Source organism: Dyadobacter koreensis, from assembly GCF_900108855.1.
Lineage (GTDB): Bacteria > Bacteroidota > Bacteroidia > Cytophagales > Spirosomataceae > Dyadobacter > Dyadobacter koreensis.
Window position 1 is genome coordinate 291,350 of the sequence record NZ_FNXY01000002.1, and the last position, 16,714, is coordinate 308,063.

A 16,714-nucleotide genomic window follows, 5' to 3' on the forward strand; every position below is an offset into this window, starting at 1 on the left:
TTAATGCTCTTGCGTATCTTTGCCCCAATGAAAATATTCAAGCTCATATTAAGTCTTTACATTCTGACATTGTCATGCTTTCCGTGTGGCGACGTCAGGGAATGTAATGATCAGGCTGAACTTGAAATTTCGGCAGCTTCGGAGCATAAAGATCATGCGCATACGACCGAAGCCTGCACTCCCTTTTGTACGTGCAGCTGCTGTGCGGCATCGACCGTTTTCCAGTATTCAGCTGCAATCGTTAATACTCAGAAAGTAGTTTTTGCTTCTTTAAAATATCCGGGTTACAAAATTTCAGATCGTCCGGAAGTATCTTTTACAATTTGGCAGCCGCCGAAAATTGCCTAATAACGTCTCATTTTTTGGTTGAAGTTTGAGGTATCAAGCCTGTTTGGGCTTATTACCAAGACTTTGCCTTATTCGTTATTTGGCAATTAAATTTCCATGTTAGATAAAATCATTCATTTCAGTATACATAACAAGTTTATCATCGGCTTGTTTATGTTGGCACTGATAGGGGTTGGCAGCTATTCGCTCAGCCAGCTTCCTATTGATGCGTTACCTGATATTACCAATAATCAGGTACAGATAATTACCACGTCGCCTACTCTGGCGACGCAGGAGGTCGAACAATTTATTACTTATCCAATCGAACTTGCCGTAAAACCAATTCCTAAAATCGTTGAATTACGTTCAATCAGCCGTTTTGGGTTAAGCGTTGTTACCGTCGTTTTTGAAGAAAAAGTGGATATCTATTGGGCCAGGGCGCAAATTTCGGAGAGACTCAAAGAAGCTGAGGAAGCAATGCCGAAAGGTCTGGGAAATCCTGAACTTGCTCCGATCAGTACGGGCCTTGGCGAAATTTACCAATACGTAGTTTTTCCTGAAAAAGGATATGAAAAGGAATATTCTGCCACTGATTTAAGAACAATTCAGGACTGGATTATTCGTCCGCAGCTGATCGGCACTCCTGGAGTTGCAGAGGTAAATACGCTGGGTGGCAGCCTCAAACAATACGAAATCGCCATTGAACCAGATAAGTTGAAGGCGATGAACACGACCATCGCGGAAATACTGGATGCTTTGGAGCTCAACAATGAGAATACAGGCGGCGCCTATATTGACAAAAAACCGTACGCCTATTTCATTCGTGGCATTGGTATGGTCAACGGTATCGACGCGATTAATAAGATTGTTGTTAAAACAAAAAATGAAATCCCGATTCTTATCCGCGACGTGGCGACGGTTCAGATTGGCAGCAGTATCCGTTACGGCGCCGTCACCAAAGATGGAAAAGGAGAGGAAGTGAGCGGAATGGTGATGATGTTGAAGGGAGAAAATAGCGCCGAAGTGGTATACAGAGTGAAGGCAAAAATGGAGCAGATAAAAAAATCGTTACCCAAAGGTGTTACTATTGAACCCTTCGTTGATCGAACGAAACTGGTAAATCGAGCTATCGGAACAGTGGAACGAAATCTTCTGGAAGGCGCGTTGATCGTGATTTTTGTTCTGATTTTGTTAATTGGAAACCTTCGTGCAGGGCTTGTTGTCGCTTCCGTAATCCCGTTATCTTTATTATTTGCCGTCAGTATGATGCATTTATTCGGCGTCTCAGGAAATCTTATGTCATTGGGAGCAATTGACTTTGGGTTGATAGTTGACGGCGCTGTAATTATTGTTGAATCAATCATTCATCGTTTGCAAACCAGTACTCGGGGCAAACTTACTGCTGCACAAATGGATGAGGAAGTGTACGAAGCTTCGGCGAAAATCCGGAGCAGCGCGGCTTTCGGGGAAATCATTATCCTGATTGTCTATTTGCCTATCCTTGCACTTGTCGGAATTGAAGGGAAAATGTTTGGCCCGATGGCGCAGACGGTATCCTTTGCTATTCTTGGTGCCTTCATATTATCGCTGACGTATATTCCAATGATGAGTGCGCTGGTTTTGAAAAAGCAGACCGGCCACAAGATCAATATTAGCGATAAGATCATGAATGTGCTTCAAAATATTTACCAGCCTGTTTTGATGGGGGCACTTAAAATGAAAGGGATTGTTGTCTCTGTCTCAGTCGTTTTTTTAGTCATCGCTATATTTATCTTCAATTCTCTGGGCGGTGAATTCATTCCGACTTTGGATGAGGGCGATATCGCTACGCACCTGATTATCGCTTCCGGGAGCTCACTTTCCCAGGAAATCGAGGCAACTACCAAGGCTGAGCAAATTCTCAAAACCAAATTTCCGGAGGTGAAAATGATTGTGACTAAAATTGGGAGCGCGGAGATTCCGACGGATCCGATGCCAATGGAAGCCAGTGATATGATTATTATTCTGAAGGAAAAAAGTGAGTGGACTTCGGCAAAAACCAAAGAAGAACTGATGGGTAAAATGGAAGAGGCACTGGAAACAATTCCCGGAGCTACAACAGAATTTTCCCAGCCAATCCAGATGCGTTTTAACGAATTGATGACGGGCATTCGAAGTGATGTTGCGATCAAGATTTTTGGAGAAGATATCGACAGACTTGTCAGTGCGGGCGATGATGTTTTGCAATTAATTCAGGAAGTAGAAGGTGTAACAGGAGCCAAAGCAGAACGGGTTTCGGGATTGCCGCAAATTACAGTCCGATATAATAAGGACAAACTCGCATTGTATGGATTGAATGTTGGAGATCTTAATAAAGTGATAAGAACTGGTTTTGCCGGTGAAAAGGCAGGCGTGGTATATGAGGGAGAAAAACGTTTCGATATGGTTGTTCGCCTGGCAATTGAGCACCGACAGGATATTTCCAGCCTGAAAACGCTTTTTGTTTCGTTACCGTCCGGAAGCCAGATTCCTCTGGAACAGGTTGCCGATATCAACTACGAACCTGGTCCCATGCAGATCAGCCGGGAAGACGGAAAGCGTAGGATTGTGGTTGGCTTTAATGTCAGAAACAAGGACGTGAAAACGGTTATTGATGAAATTGAAAAGAAACTAGATGCAAGATTAAAACTTCCACCCGGCTACTATGTAACGTATGGCGGACAGTTTGAAAATCTTGTAAAAGCGAATCAAAGATTGGCAGTGGCGGTTCCGGTAGCGTTGCTTCTGATTTTTGTGCTGTTATATTTTACATTCCGCTCAGTCAGACAATCTCTTCTGATTTTTTCAGCCATTCCTTTTTCTGCCATTGGTGGCGTTTTCGCGTTGTGGATTCGGAATATGCCATTCAGTATTTCGGCCGGAGTCGGATTTATTGCCTTGTTCGGTGTAGCCGTATTGAATGGAATTGTACTGATCGGTTATTTCAATCAACTGAAAATCGAAGGGAAAACAGATTTGATGGAACGTATTAAATTGGGAACACGCGTTCGTTTACGCCCCGTGATCATGACAGCTGCTGTTGCGTCATTGGGTTTTTTACCCATGGCATTGAGTACAAGTGCAGGTGCGGAAGTTCAAAAACCACTCGCGACGGTTGTAATCGGAGGCCTTGTCAGCGCAACATTTTTGACATTGATAGTACTTCCGATTTTGTACTGGTATTTTGAAAAAAATATAAAGCTGAGCAAACACGGTATAACAACGGCGCTTCTTTTGCTGCTGACGTTAACTGTCAATGCCCAGAATTCAAACACATTGAATCTGCAACAGGCGATTGATCTGGGATTAAAAAACAACCAACTTTTATCCGCAGGAGAATTGGAAATAAAAATGCAGTCGCAACTTACCGGAACCGCATTTGATATTCCGAAGACAAATATAGAAGGAATGTTCGGGCAGTATAATACAAAGGCTTTCGATCAGAACTACGATATTTCTCAGACATTCAATCCGTTTCTTTACGGCGCAAGAAAAGATGTTTTAGTCAACAATCTCAAAGGAAGCCAGCTTAAACTTGAACAGTCGAAAAGAGAAATTATTTATCTGATTCGTCAGAACTGGAATACGATTATTTATTTAAACAAAATGAATCAATCGTTGAACAAACAACGAGCGCTGTTGGCCCAATTTGTGAAAGCGGCCTCTCTGAGATTTCAGACAGGCGAGACAAATCTGCTGGAAAAAACGACCGCTGTAACCCGTGAACAGGAGATTCTGCAACGGATCAAACAAAATGGAAGTTTAATCACCGTAGAAAAATCAAAAATCCGGGTGCTGCTGAACCTGAATTCTGATTTTTTTGTCAGTGATACCATCTTCGATTCTCAGCCAATAAGCCAACTTTTAGACAGCACATTAATTAAACAAAATCCTGCTTTTTTGCATGCGGCCCAACAAATAGAAATAGCGAAATCGGGCAAAAATCTGGAAAGGGCGATGCTGCTTCCTGATTTTACTGCCGGATATTTTGTTCAGTCGCTGACTGGAAATCAGGATGTAAGCGGCCAGAATATAAATTACAACGGCGTGCCGCGCTTTCAGGGATTCAGGGCTGGAATTTCGATTCCTGTTTTTGCTAAAAATTATAAATCCAGAATTCAGGCCGCGGAAACCAATATTCAATTGCAGCAAAAAAATGTTGATTACATGCAAACACAATTGCAAAGTCAGTATCAGCAGCAACTGACACAGCTTTTTACCTATCAGTCATTGATTGACTATTACAAAACATCTGCCCTTCCGAACGCTCAAACGATTTCGCTAAATGCTGCAAAAGGATATGCAAGCGGAGAAATTTCGTACGTGGAATATCTTCAGGCAAACCAAACGGCATTGGATATTGAAACGAATTATCTACGGGCAATTGCAGATTTTAACCAGGCGTATGCCGGGTTACAGTACTTATTAAATCAATAATTAAAGAGATGAGATTTAGATCGAAAATATACGGATGTCTGCTGTTGGTATTTTTTGCAAGTGTTGCTTCCTGCAAAAAAACTTCCGAAGAATCTAAGGAGCATGGTGATCAGCACGAGCATGCTGACGAAAAAGGAGAACACAAAGAAGCTGAGAATAAGGAGGTCGAGCTGAATAGCGCTCAGTATGACGCATCGGCTATTGTTCTGGGGACTTTTGAGCAAAAAAATCTGAGCGAAGTGATTAATGCAAATGGTTACACCAAACTTCCACCGCAAAACCAGGCTGATGTTTCTGTTTTTATGCCCGGAATTATTAAAACCATTAAAGTCATCGAAGGTCAGCACGTAAGAGCAGGAGAGACCATTGCGACGCTTGAAAGTCCGGAATTTCCGAAGCTTCAGGAGGCATATCTAACTGCTGAAAGTAATATGGAATTCCTGGCAGCTGAGTTTGAAAGACAAAAAACGTTGTCTGAAGAAAATGTGAACGCGAGAAAATCTTTTCAAAAAGTTAAAGCCGATTTCGAAACCGAAAAGGTAAAACTTAATTCGCTTAAAAAACAATTAAATATGCTTCATTTGGCAAGTTCGGGCACGGCAAGTATTTCGTCAACAGTTGCTGTTACCGCTCCGATTTCAGGTTATATCACAGAAGTAAATATCAAGATCGGCAGTAACGTCCAACCCGGAAATCCTCTTTTTAGTATCGTGGATAACAGCAAAATGCACGTTGATTTGCTTGTTTATGAAAAGGACCTGCAAAAGGTAAAACCTGATCAGACAGTTCGCTTTGTTCTGACCAATCAGGATAATTCAGAGATACAGGGAAAGATTTTCAGTGTTGGAAAGGCATTTGAAAATGAGACGAAATCTGTCGCCGTTCATGCAGACATATTAAATGACAAACAAATTCTTATTCCGGGTATGTACGTAAATGCGCTGATCGACATTGGTAAAAACCGGGTAAACGCTTTACCTGTTGATGCTGTTGTTAAGGCAGATGGAAGAGAATTCATTTTTATTCTGGAAGAAATTCATAATGTGAGTGAGAAAGATATTGAAAATAAGGAGGCGGAAAGTGAAAAAAAGCTATATCATTTTCAGCGTATTGAAGTGAAATCAGGAACAGCGCAGTTGGGATACATTCAGGTGACACCCCTTCAAAAATTAGCAGAGGACGCCAAGATCGTTTTGAAAGGCTCCTATTATATTCAAAGTCACTTGCTGAAAAGTGAAGGCAGCGGCGGACATGAACATTAAGAAAATTCCAGGGATTGCTTAATCGAGATAGAAAATTATGTATAGTATCATCACCGCTACGATATTGCTTGGGTTAGTGCACGCGCTGATTCCCAACCACTGGCTGCCATTAGTCGCTGTGGCGAAGGCTGAAAAATGGGAAAAAACCGATTTGTTAAGTGTTGGGTTTATTATCGCGTTGGCACACGTTGCAGGAACCGTCGCGCTTGGCATAGTTCTGGGAATTATTGGAACACGGATCGCCAATCAGTACAGTGCATTTGTAGACATTATCGCACCGGTACTCCTGATTATTTTCGGGTTAATTTATTTTTCCGTCAATCTTCCGCATCATCATCATGGAGCTCAGGAGGACGTGAAAAATTATGAAAAATCGAAAACGAGATGGATTTTTATTTTTGTCATGATGATGTTTTTATCGCCGTGTCTTGAAGTCGAAAGCCTGTTTCTCTCAGCAGGTGCTTTCGGCGTGAAAAATGTTTTGCTGCTCGCCGTGGTTTATGCGATCACCAGCATTGCCGGAATCGTAAGTCTGATTATGCTGGCCTATAAAGGGATTCATCTTGTAGATACCGATTTTATCGAACACAATGAGAAACGCATCACAGGCATTATCCTTATTCTTGTCGGGATTGTTACGTTTTTTGTCCATTAAAGCAGTATTTGGAAATCAAATGAAGTTGTCTCGAATCCTGAGGCAACTTCATCTAAAAACAGCGGTAATAAAAGTAAACGAAACACAATGGTTCTCAAACCCTGGACTAGTAGGACTCTACTTTGTTCACCAGATCGACGACATTTTTAACCTGCATTTTTCGGTAAATTTTAAATTTCATCGTACTGATTGTAGAAGGGGCCAGTTTGAGCTCCTTCGCGATTTCAGCAGTGCGGGACCCTTTAAGAAGAAATTGCAGAATTTCAGATTCTCTGGTAGACAGCAACGTCATCAGGTTTTGATCCATTAATCCTTCCAGTAAAAAGTCAGCTATTCTGTCGAAAATGTATTTTTTCCCCTTGATTATGGTACTAAGTGCTGATTGAAATTCAAATTTTGTCACCGTCTTCAGACAAATCCCGTCAACTCCTTTTTTCAGGTATGGAATCGCCCAGACTTTTTCATTTTCTTCTCCCAGAATAAGAATTTTAATATTCGGCTGTATCCGCCTGATACTATCGAAACTATTCAAATTTGAAAGATTTGAAAGTTTGATATCCAGTACCAGAATGTCAAAATAAGATTTTTTTAGTGCAGCCTGAAGGTTTTCCCAGCTGTCAGTTTCTGCGATTGATGCGTCACTAACATTTTCCAGAATTGAGGCCGTTATTCCCAGACGGAAAAAGTCATTTTTAATTAAAAGCAATACTCGTGTCATGTCATTTAGTTATAAGTTGATGATAATTTGCGCTGCGGGGCATAATTATTCGATGGAACGATCCGGCGATCTTCCGTTAAATGGTTTTTGGAGAGATTTTTCGGTATGAAAACCGATGCTCTCGACTTTCAAAGTTTGATCAGGTAATAAAAAAACATTCGGTCCGAAAATCCGGAAGACTTTCGTTGGATTGACAAAATGAAGGAATAATGAAGTTATTGAAGCGTTGAGAAGTTAGTATTTGACTTTATAGTCCGGGGGGCAAAATTGCTTTGATAATATTTTCTTTCATAGTTCTGTCGTGTGCGTTTGTGATATTCAATTTTCCTATCAAATCTAACGGACATTTTTGAAAGCATTTGTCGAGATACTGGATCAATCACGTAGATATATCTCGATCGGAATCAACGATTAATTATCGAGATAATTTAATCATATCATTATTTTTTTCGATTTCAGTTGTTAAAAATTTTTCAGCAGCGAGACTTTTTTCGATAACTCGATCTCATCTGTCACTTCAAGCTTGTCAAAAATTCTTCGTTTATACGTACTGACGGTATTTTCTTTCACTTTCAATATCAATGCAATTTCCTTTGTCCATTTCCCCTCGGTCAAAAGCTGCATCACGAGCATTTCCCTGGGCGATAAAGTCGTAATAGGATTTTGAAGCTTTTTCGACGTAGAATCTCCAAGGTCATTAAGAAGTGTTTGCTGTATGTGATAACTGACGTATTTACCCCGGTTTATCAGGGCTTTATAAGCCGCCTGAAATTCGTCGTGCGAAGACGATTTCGAAAGAAATCCATCGGCACCAGCCTGCATATATGGAAGCGCATATACATCTTCGTCATATCCTGAATGAATGAGGATCAATATTTCCTGTTGACGTTTTCTGACAGTTTCCATCATCCGAATATTTTCTCCACCGGGAATATCAATATCAAGAATCAGCAGGTCAAATTTTTCAACGTCCAGCAGTGAGAGGCCGGAAGGAAAATTGCCGGCTTGTGAAATGGTCGCTTTCGGATCAGACTCGGCGATCAGCTGTTTCAGTCCCAGCCTTATCAAAGGGTGGTCTTCAATAATTAGTATGTTCATGAAGAGTGTGTGCTTAATATTCACAAATCTAATTATTTATGAACATTGAGCTGATCGAAATGTATCTACAAAAACCGTCCGTTAAGTGACGGTTTAGTATAGACTTTCTTGTATAAAAAAACTAAAACCCTGGGAATTAGCTTCCAAGGGTTTTAGTTTTTTTTTATTGGATAAAGAAAATTATGCAACGAAAATTTTGTCCATAAAATCTTTAATCGTTTGCAATCTCTTGCGATCGCCGCCTGAAACTTCCGCAGATGCCCAGCCGGAATAACCAACTTTCTGCAAAGCTTTATTTACTTCCGGCCAGTTGCAATCTCCGTCAAAAAATTCTACGTCGAACCCTTTCCAAAGACCCAGGTCATTCTGTTTTTTAAAACTGAATTCTTTCAGATCTAATTTCAAAATTCTTTTATCCAGAACTTCAATCCAGGAAACTGGCCAGCCATAACGAAGCACATTACCTACATCAAAATACCAGCCGATCATTGGATGTTTGAAGTCGTCAACATATTTTGCTGCTTCGATAGGACTGATCAAAAACTGATTCCAGACATTTTCGAGTGCAATCTTTACCCCCGTTTTTTCTGCGATCGGCAGCAATTTTGTTAATTCTGCACGGGAACGTTCATAAGCCTCAGCATAAGAAACCGTTGCATTAACGACGCCAGGAACGACCAGAACCGTGGTTCCGCCATATTGTTTTGTATCCCAGAGTGCCTTTTCAATTGATTTGACACACTCTTCACGTTTTTTCGGATCCGGATCTGACAACGGTAATTTCCAGTGCATCGAATTAACAGTACCCGGAAGTTCGAGTCCTGTTTTATCCCGAGCCGCCAGAACTTCTTTCATATCAAGATTATCCGGAGAATCCAGCTCAACACCGTCGTAACCGATATCTTTCAGCATTTTAAATTTGTCCATGACAGACAAATTTTCCTTTACCATACCCCATTTTAAGCTTTTCTTAATCATGGGTCTGGCCGGATTTACAGCCTGATTTGGAAAGTTACTGACGATTGGAGCAGCTGCGGTATCTGTTATCGAACTGATTCCTATGACAGCACCCGTAGTTGCCGCGGTTGCAAATGCAGTATTTTTTAAAAATTCTCTTCTCTGCATAAAAGATTATGAGAATGACGTGATACCAGGTCTGGCAACTTCAACAACCGGAGGTTTCATATCAAAGCTGAAATCAGCTGAACTTTGAGGTCCCAGTTTTTCAGTTGAATTCATTGCTTCTTCCCACGTTACCCGCTTTCCTGTGTAAGCAGCCATTCTTCCCATGATGGCCAAAAGCGTACTTTGCGCCATAAATTCGCCATCGTTTAGCGGAGTTCCTTTACGGATCGATGCAAACAATTCGTCATGTTCTGTTTGGTACATGTCGTTTTGTTTTCCTTCATATTTCCATGGATTCTGACCGTAAATTTCGTGAACGTTACGTGCACAGTTTACCATCGCTCTTCCTTTTGTTCCGATTGTTTCAACAAGATAACTGTTTTCACAGTTTGCCTGCTGTCTTGAATGGTGGAAACCTTTTACGCCGTTTTCATATTCATAGGTTACTGCGAAATGGTCGAAAATATTACCAAAAAGTTCCTCAGTTCTTACTTGGCGACCACCTGTTCCGGTTGCAGAAATTGGTAATTTCCCACCCATTGCCCATGACATCATGTCAATACTGTGAACGGCTTGTTCCACGATATGGTCACCCGCAAGCCAGGTATAGTAAGTCCAGTTACGCAAAACATATTGTGCATCCGTCCACCCCTGAACGCGTGGGAAAGACCAAAGTGTACCAGTATCGTATGTATTATATATTGCAGAAATATCGCCAACCGCGCCGTCGAGTATCTTTCCGAAACTCGCGCGTTTTGGTTCATGATATCTCCAGCAGAAACCTGACATCAAAGAAAGATTTTTCTGTTTTGCCAGTTTGGCGGCGTCCAAAACCTTGCGTACACCAGGTGCGTCAACCGCGACCGGTTTTTCGCAGAAAACGTGCTTTCCGGCGTTAACAGCAGCTGTTAAGTGTTCAGGGCGGAAATGTGGAGGTGTTGCAAGAATAACTACATCAACACCCGATTCCAAAACTTTTTTATAGGCGTCAAAGCCTACGAATTTATGCCCGTCGTCAACCTTAACTTTTGAACCGTGTACTTTCGTCAGGTTTTCAAGTGAAGATTGAAGTTTGTCCGGGAATATATCGCCCATTGCATGTAACACAACATTTGAATCAGCTTTAAGTGCCTGGTTGGCAGCTCCTGATCCGCGTCCGCCACACCCGATCAAGCCAACTTTTAAAGTGTCAGCATTAATTCCGCCTGCGAAAGCTTTGTTAGGATTAAGAATTGTAATTGTCGGCAAAGCGCTGCCTGCTAATGCTACGCCAGCCATTTTTAAAACATCTCTACGAGAGGCATTCATGTTTATAAGGGATTAGGTTTGATAATAATTTTACATAAAATCCTGAAGCAATGACACTTCTAATACTATTCTATGCAAAGGTTTAAAGTTAAATAAATCTGTCAATTGTTTTGCTAATTAATTTCAAAAATCGTCAGTGCTGTTCCCTGGTTTACAAATTTAGTATCAGAGAAAATCGTCTTAAAACGCGTTAAATTGCGTAATATTACATGATCCTTACTTATTTAATACGTCAGATTTTTAATAAAAACGTCCCTTTGGCTTATGGCTCAGGATACTGTACAAGATAATTTACTAATCGTCATTTCACTTTTATTCGGGGTATCCATGCTTACCATGCTGAGTGAAAAGCTGCGGATCTCTTATCCTATTTTTCTGGTAATTGCCGGACTGTTGATTAGTTTTATTCCGGGAATTCCTCACATTTCACTGGAACCGGATTGGGTTTTCCTTTTATTCCTGCCGCCGCTATTATATTTCGCTGCCTGGAACACATCCTGGAAAGACTTCTGGTTTTTTAAACGATCAATAGGTCTCCTGTCAATCGGTCTGGTTGTTTTTACCGCGACTGCCGTAGCTTATTTGTCTAATGCAATGATTCCGGATTTTACGCTTGCGATGGGTTTTGTACTGGGTGGAATTATTTCTCCCCCGGACGCAGTTGCTGCTACGTCAGTTCTTCAGGGACTGAAAATTCCAAGGCGGGTTGTTACCATTCTGGAAGGCGAAAGTCTTGTCAATGATGCTTCATCACTGATTGTTTTCCGGGTTGCGCTGGCAACTTTAATGACGGGTCAATTTGTGTTCTGGAAAGCAGGTGTCGACTTTTTTGTTGTGGCAATCATGGGTATTATCATCGGATTGGCGATCGCACACGTTTTATATTACGTGCATAAATTTTTTCCGACCACATCGAGCATTGACACAGCATTGACTTTTATTGCTCCCTATCTGATGTATATCGGTGCAGAACATTTTCATTTTTCCGGGGTCCTGGCAACGGTGAGTGGAGGATTATTTTTAAGCTATCGTTCAAATGAAATTTTCTCATACAATTCCCGGATGCAATCTCAATATGTCTGGGAAACTGTCGTCTTTTTGTTAAACGGCATTGTCTTCATAATGATCGGATTACAACTTCCGGATATCATTGACGGACTAGGACAAAACTCAATCGGAGAAGCCGTGTTTTATTCGGTAGTGATAAGCATCGTTACCATACTTATCCGGATAATATGGGTGTTTCCAAGTACTTATCTTCCGAGAATTTTAAGTTCGAGAATTCGTGAAAAAGAAGAAAGACCGTCCTGGCAGCCTGTCTTTATCGTGGCGTGGAGTGGCATGCGGGGTGTGGTTTCGCTTGCGTCGGGTCTGGCTGTTCCCTTGACACTGACTAACAGTACCGTAGCTTTTCCTCAGCGTAACCTGATTCTTTTTATCACATTTGTCGTAATTCTTTTCACTCTGGTATTACAAGGATTGAGCCTTCCATATCTCATCAAATGGTTGAATATCACAGATGATGGCGGGAATGAAGAAGAGCAGGAAATTGCTGTCCGGTTACGTTTGGCAACGGCAAGTTTGAGTCATATGCAGGCGTCTTATGGCGAAGAAGTTCAAATGATCGATGCATTCAGCCGGTTGAAAGAACGCTATGAGCGGATGATCGACAATGCAAATAACCGCTTGGTCGAGAAGGATAATAAGAACGCAATTGCAGATTTTCTACCAAAATACCGAAAGATGCTGGTCGAGATTGTCTCAATTAAAAGAGATGAACTTCAAAAATTACGAAGGGAAAGAATTTATTCTGACGAAATATTAAAAGCACGAGAGCGAGAGCTTGATTTTGAAGAAGCACGTCTCCGGGATTCACCATGAAACAAAAAACTCGTTCGAAAAAGAATCGAACGAGTTTTTTGTTTGCCTTCAAAGATAAAAAGACTCCCAGAATCAATCTTATTTCGGGACAGCTAACGGCTTAAAGCTATACGCTAAAATCTAATTCCACTGCACTTCCACTGCATAATCTTTCAGATCGATCGTCGTGAAATGTTCTCCATTCTGACGTCTTAACGAAATTTTTCCATTTTGAACCTTTGCAGTCTGCTGCGACATAACGTCCTTATTATTCTTCTTGCGATAAATAGCAACCAGACTTTCATCCGTCGTTACGTCTACCTCACAATTTCTTCCTTTTGCAGTTATAAGTTTTGATTGATTTGGCAGGTAAGGGGCTTTTGCCAGCGCCAGTGCACGTGATGCCAGCGGTACGCCATAACCCACAAAATTATTCCCATAAGGATAGAGATGAGCAGACTTTTCTATCAGATCAATCAATTCTTTGTTTGTTAACTTAGGATTTGCCTGCATCAAACATGCAGCAAATCCAGTAATTACGGGCGCAGACAGTGATGTACCATACAAGGAGTAGCAGGAAACATTAGGTTTAACATAAGGTAAAAATTCAGGGCCTACGCTGCTGTAACCGATCCGGTTCCAAAGTTTCGCATTGGTTGCGCCAATGGACAAAACGCCTTGTGCATCTGCAGGAGCCGAAATAATTTCCCAGCTTTTATCCTCGCCTTCATTTCCGGCAGAAACCACGATCATCATCCCTTTTTTGTCTGATGCGATCTGCGCTGCACGGGTAATCGCGCTTGTTTTTCCATCCATTTGGGACGGCTTGTAATTTTCCTTCGGGTCAGAAAAACCTTTCGCATAACCCAGCGACGTATTAATTAAGCGCACACCCAGGCTGTCCATCCATTCGATTGCGGCGATCCAGTTATCTTCTTCGCCGCGCCATTCACGTAAGGAGTAATCTGTACGGGCCAAATAAAATTTAGAGTTCAGCGCAAGTCCATATTGCATCTGATCCTGGTTATCAATTCCGGAAATTGCGGAAAGCACTTCCGTTCCATGCATATCTGAAAATGACTCGGCAGTACTGAAAAGCAATTCGCCCGATCTTCCAGGTTTTACATAATCATGGATACCTAAAATTCTTTTATTTTTAAAAATATGCTGCAGGGCAAGTGAAGAGTCAGCGCCATAAAAACCGGCGTCAATGACTCCAATCGTAACATCTTTTCCATTAATTCCAGCTTTTTGAAAAGCATTAGCCTGAACTTGCGACATCACCTGAGCCATTTGCGCTTTTTCGACAGGCTGCGTTTGGGCGATGTAAAAACCGGATGTCATCGGAATGACCTCCCTGACAAAACCTAATTGGCGTACTTTTTCAGCCTGATCATAAGTTAAAAACGCAGAAACTGCATTAAGCCATTTTGACCGGTTAACAATATTGACTGCGTTTTCCTTTAACTCTTTTTGATACTCTTCGCGAACAGGAAGATCCGTTTCATCAGAATAAGGATTGCCAAATTTCTGCCGGTTTTCAAGGGTAGTCTGCGAAACTGCAGGAGCGTTGGATAAGTTTTTGTCTTTCAGATAGATCCAGTATTTTGGCTGCGCAGAAAGCAGAGCTGGGATACATAAAAACGCCAGTAAAAATAATCTCTTCATGTACTTTTTATCTTAATTAGGTTGCTGTCTAACGGGGAATATGTAACCGAATCTTTAAGGTATATTCTATAAAGATCGCGGATGCAGGACTTTACTTTTTGTACTATTTAAATTAAGAAGTAAAACGTAATTTTACAAATTAAATTACCAGTTACAAAAATTTAGAATTTATGCGTTATTCGTCCATAGATAAAAACCTGTTTATAGAAAACCGTCGCAGGCTTTCCGGTTTGCTCAAACCAAAATCATTGGCCATTTTAAATTCCAATGATATTATGCCGACTAATGCAGACGGTTCTATGGGTTTTCGTCAAAATACGGATCTTTTTTATCTTACCGGAGTCGATCAGGAGGAGACAATTTTGCTTGTTTTTCCACAACATCCCGACGAAAAATTCAGAGAAGTTTTGTTTGTCCGCGAGACTAATGAATTGATCGCGGTTTGGGAAGGTGAAAAATTAACCAAAGAACAAGCCCGCGAAGTTTCAGGAATTAAGACGGTTTTCTGGACACATCAATATGAAACTGTTTTCAGGAATATCGTTTATGAAGCTGAAAATGTATATCTGAATGCTAACGAACATACCCGAAACGATTCATCGGTCGTGACACGCGATGCACGTTTTGTTCACGAATTTAAAGAAAAATATCCTTTACATCAGCTGGTTCGCTTGGCGCCGTTGATGCACCAGCTGCGCGCAATAAAACAGCCTCAGGAAATTGCTTTGATGCAAAAGGCCTGTGATATTACGAAACTGGGTTTCGAGAGATTACTGAAATTTGTGAAACCAGGCGTAGAGGAATTTGAGATTGAAGCAGAATTGCTTCATGAATTTGTACGGAACCGTTCAAAAGGGTTTGCCTATCAGCCCATTATAGCTTCCGGCGCGAATGCTTGTGTCTTGCATTATATACAAAATGACAAACCATGTAAAGATGGCGATGTGATTCTTTTGGACGTTGCTGCCGAGTATGCAAATTATGGTTCGGATCTTTCGAGAAGTATTCCTGTGAATGGTCGTTTTACAAAACGTCAGCGCGATGTTTATGACGCCGTTTTACGTGTTTTCAAAGCGTCAAAGGATATGCTCGTAACGGGCGGGCTTTGGGATGAATATCACGTGGAAGTTGGCAGGATTATGGAAAGCGAGTTGATCGTTCTGGGTTTGATCACGAAACATGATATAGAAAAACAAGATCCTGAATGGCCGGCTTATAAAAAATATTTCCCGCATGGTAATTCCCATTTCCTGGGACTTGATATCCATGATGTAGGAAATAAATATCGCCGGTTTGAACCTGGTATGGTATTTACTTGTGAGCCAGGAATTTATATCAAAGAAGAAGGCTTGGGTATACGACTTGAAAATAATATTCTGATCACAGCTGACGGCAACATTGACCTAATGGCCCATATTCCGATTGAGGCGGAAGAAATTGAAGAGTTGATGAATTCTTAGGAATATTGCATTTGAAATAATGGAAAGCCGGGAGATTTCAGAAGCTTCCAGCTTTTCCTTCAAATAATTGGATGATACAGAATCAAATGGATTTTTTTACCGACGACCTTTACAAATTACTTTTTTCATTTTTGATCGGTGCCATTATCGGTGCTGAAAGAGAATACAGAAGTAAATCGGCCGGGTTGAGGACAATGATTTTAATAGCTGTCGGTTCGACGGTTTTTACACTAATATCCATCAGAATCAGCGGAGATGCTGGACGGATCGCTGCGAATATTGTAACCGGTATCGGTTTTATAGGCGCAGGAATTATTTTCCGGGAAAATAACCGCGTCGTGGGTATCACAACTGCGGCCATCGTTTGGGTTACGGCCGCATTGGGTATGGCGATTGGAGCCGGTTACTACGTCATCGCACTGTATTCATTTCTGGTGGCCGGAATGTCGCTGGTTGTATTAACACCCTTTCAAAAATGGATCAGGAATAAAAACCAGATCAAGAGTTATCGTTTGAAATGTATTTATCAGAAGAAAACATTGAAAGACTATGAAAGTCTTTTTAAAAGCTTTGGGATGACGATCCTGGGCGCAGAACAAAACCGGTCAGGGAGCCACATCACCGGAAGCTGGCTTTTACAAGGATCACTCCCTATGCACGAAAAATTGACAGAATACCTTTTGGATGATACCGGTATCGTCGAATTTGATTTTTAGTAACTATCGGCCACAAATTAAAATTATATTTTCCTTATATTTTCAGGATCAGCTTTCAAACT

At 41.2% G+C, this 16,714-nt stretch carries 12 protein-coding genes; 7 read left to right on the forward strand and 5 right to left on the reverse strand.

Annotated features, from left to right (window positions below; all coding sequences use genetic code 11):
- Positions 1 to 27: 27 nt before the first annotated feature.
- The 4 genes from BMY70_RS05780 to BMY70_RS05795 all read left to right on the forward strand — a co-directional run bounded on the left by BMY70_RS05780 (position 28) and on the right by BMY70_RS05795 (position 6,699).
- Positions 28 to 348 (forward strand): DUF6660 family protein, encoded by a 321-nt coding sequence (locus BMY70_RS05780; protein WP_090333235.1) that lies wholly within the window; start codon positions 28 to 30, stop codon positions 346 to 348.
- Between the two features lie 96 nt (positions 349 to 444).
- Entirely contained in the window at positions 445 to 4,782 is a 4,338-nt protein-coding gene (locus BMY70_RS05785) for a CusA/CzcA family heavy metal efflux RND transporter (RefSeq protein ID WP_090333238.1), read from the forward strand.
- Between the two features lie 8 nt (positions 4,783 to 4,790).
- Positions 4,791 to 6,044 carry an efflux RND transporter periplasmic adaptor subunit gene (locus BMY70_RS05790; protein WP_090333241.1) on the forward strand — a complete coding sequence of 418 codons (1,254 nt, stop codon included), beginning with the start codon at positions 4,791 to 4,793 and terminating at the stop codon, positions 6,042 to 6,044.
- 37 nt (positions 6,045 to 6,081) lie between these two features.
- Positions 6,082 to 6,699 carry a hypothetical protein gene (locus BMY70_RS05795; protein ID WP_090333244.1) on the forward strand — a complete coding sequence of 206 codons (618 nt, stop codon included), beginning with the start codon at positions 6,082 to 6,084 and terminating at the stop codon, positions 6,697 to 6,699.
- 106 nt (positions 6,700 to 6,805) lie between these two features.
- Here BMY70_RS05795 and BMY70_RS05800 read toward each other — a convergent pair whose 3' ends face one another.
- The 4 genes from BMY70_RS05800 to BMY70_RS05815 form a co-directional block, all read right to left on the reverse strand.
- A complete protein-coding gene (locus tag BMY70_RS05800; protein WP_090333246.1) occupies positions 6,806 to 7,417 on the reverse strand; it encodes a response regulator transcription factor in 612 nt (203 codons plus the stop codon).
- A 462-nt stretch (positions 7,418 to 7,879) separates the two neighbouring features.
- Positions 7,880 to 8,515 (reverse strand): response regulator transcription factor, encoded by a 636-nt coding sequence (locus BMY70_RS05805; protein ID WP_090333249.1) that lies wholly within the window; start codon positions 8,513 to 8,515, stop codon positions 7,880 to 7,882.
- A gap of 180 nt (positions 8,516 to 8,695) precedes the next feature.
- On the reverse strand, positions 8,696 to 9,640 hold the full coding sequence (locus BMY70_RS05810) for a sugar phosphate isomerase/epimerase family protein (RefSeq protein ID WP_090333251.1): 945 nt from the start codon (positions 9,638 to 9,640) through the stop codon (positions 8,696 to 8,698).
- A 6-nt stretch (positions 9,641 to 9,646) separates the two neighbouring features.
- A complete protein-coding gene (locus BMY70_RS05815; RefSeq protein WP_090334746.1) occupies positions 9,647 to 10,918 on the reverse strand; it encodes a Gfo/Idh/MocA family protein in 1,272 nt (423 codons plus the stop codon).
- Positions 10,919 to 11,212: 294 nt separating this feature from the next.
- On the opposite strand from BMY70_RS05815, the gene BMY70_RS05820 reads away from it, so the two are divergent.
- Entirely contained in the window at positions 11,213 to 12,829 is a 1,617-nt protein-coding gene (locus BMY70_RS05820) for a Na+/H+ antiporter (RefSeq protein WP_090333254.1), read from the forward strand.
- Between the two features lie 120 nt (positions 12,830 to 12,949).
- Here the strand turns inward: BMY70_RS05820 and BMY70_RS05825 are convergent, their stop codons facing one another.
- On the reverse strand, positions 12,950 to 14,476 hold the full coding sequence (locus BMY70_RS05825) for a S8 family serine peptidase (protein WP_090333256.1): 1,527 nt from the start codon (positions 14,474 to 14,476) through the stop codon (positions 12,950 to 12,952).
- Positions 14,477 to 14,646: 170 nt separating this feature from the next.
- Here BMY70_RS05825 and BMY70_RS05830 point away from each other — a divergent pair, with 170 nt between their 5' ends.
- Entirely contained in the window at positions 14,647 to 15,936 is a 1,290-nt protein-coding gene (locus BMY70_RS05830) for an aminopeptidase P family protein (protein WP_090333259.1), read from the forward strand.
- A gap of 71 nt (positions 15,937 to 16,007) precedes the next feature.
- A complete protein-coding gene (locus BMY70_RS05835) occupies positions 16,008 to 16,652 on the forward strand; it encodes an MgtC/SapB family protein (RefSeq protein ID WP_229209500.1) in 645 nt (214 codons plus the stop codon).
- Positions 16,653 to 16,714: the final 62 nt, after the last annotated feature.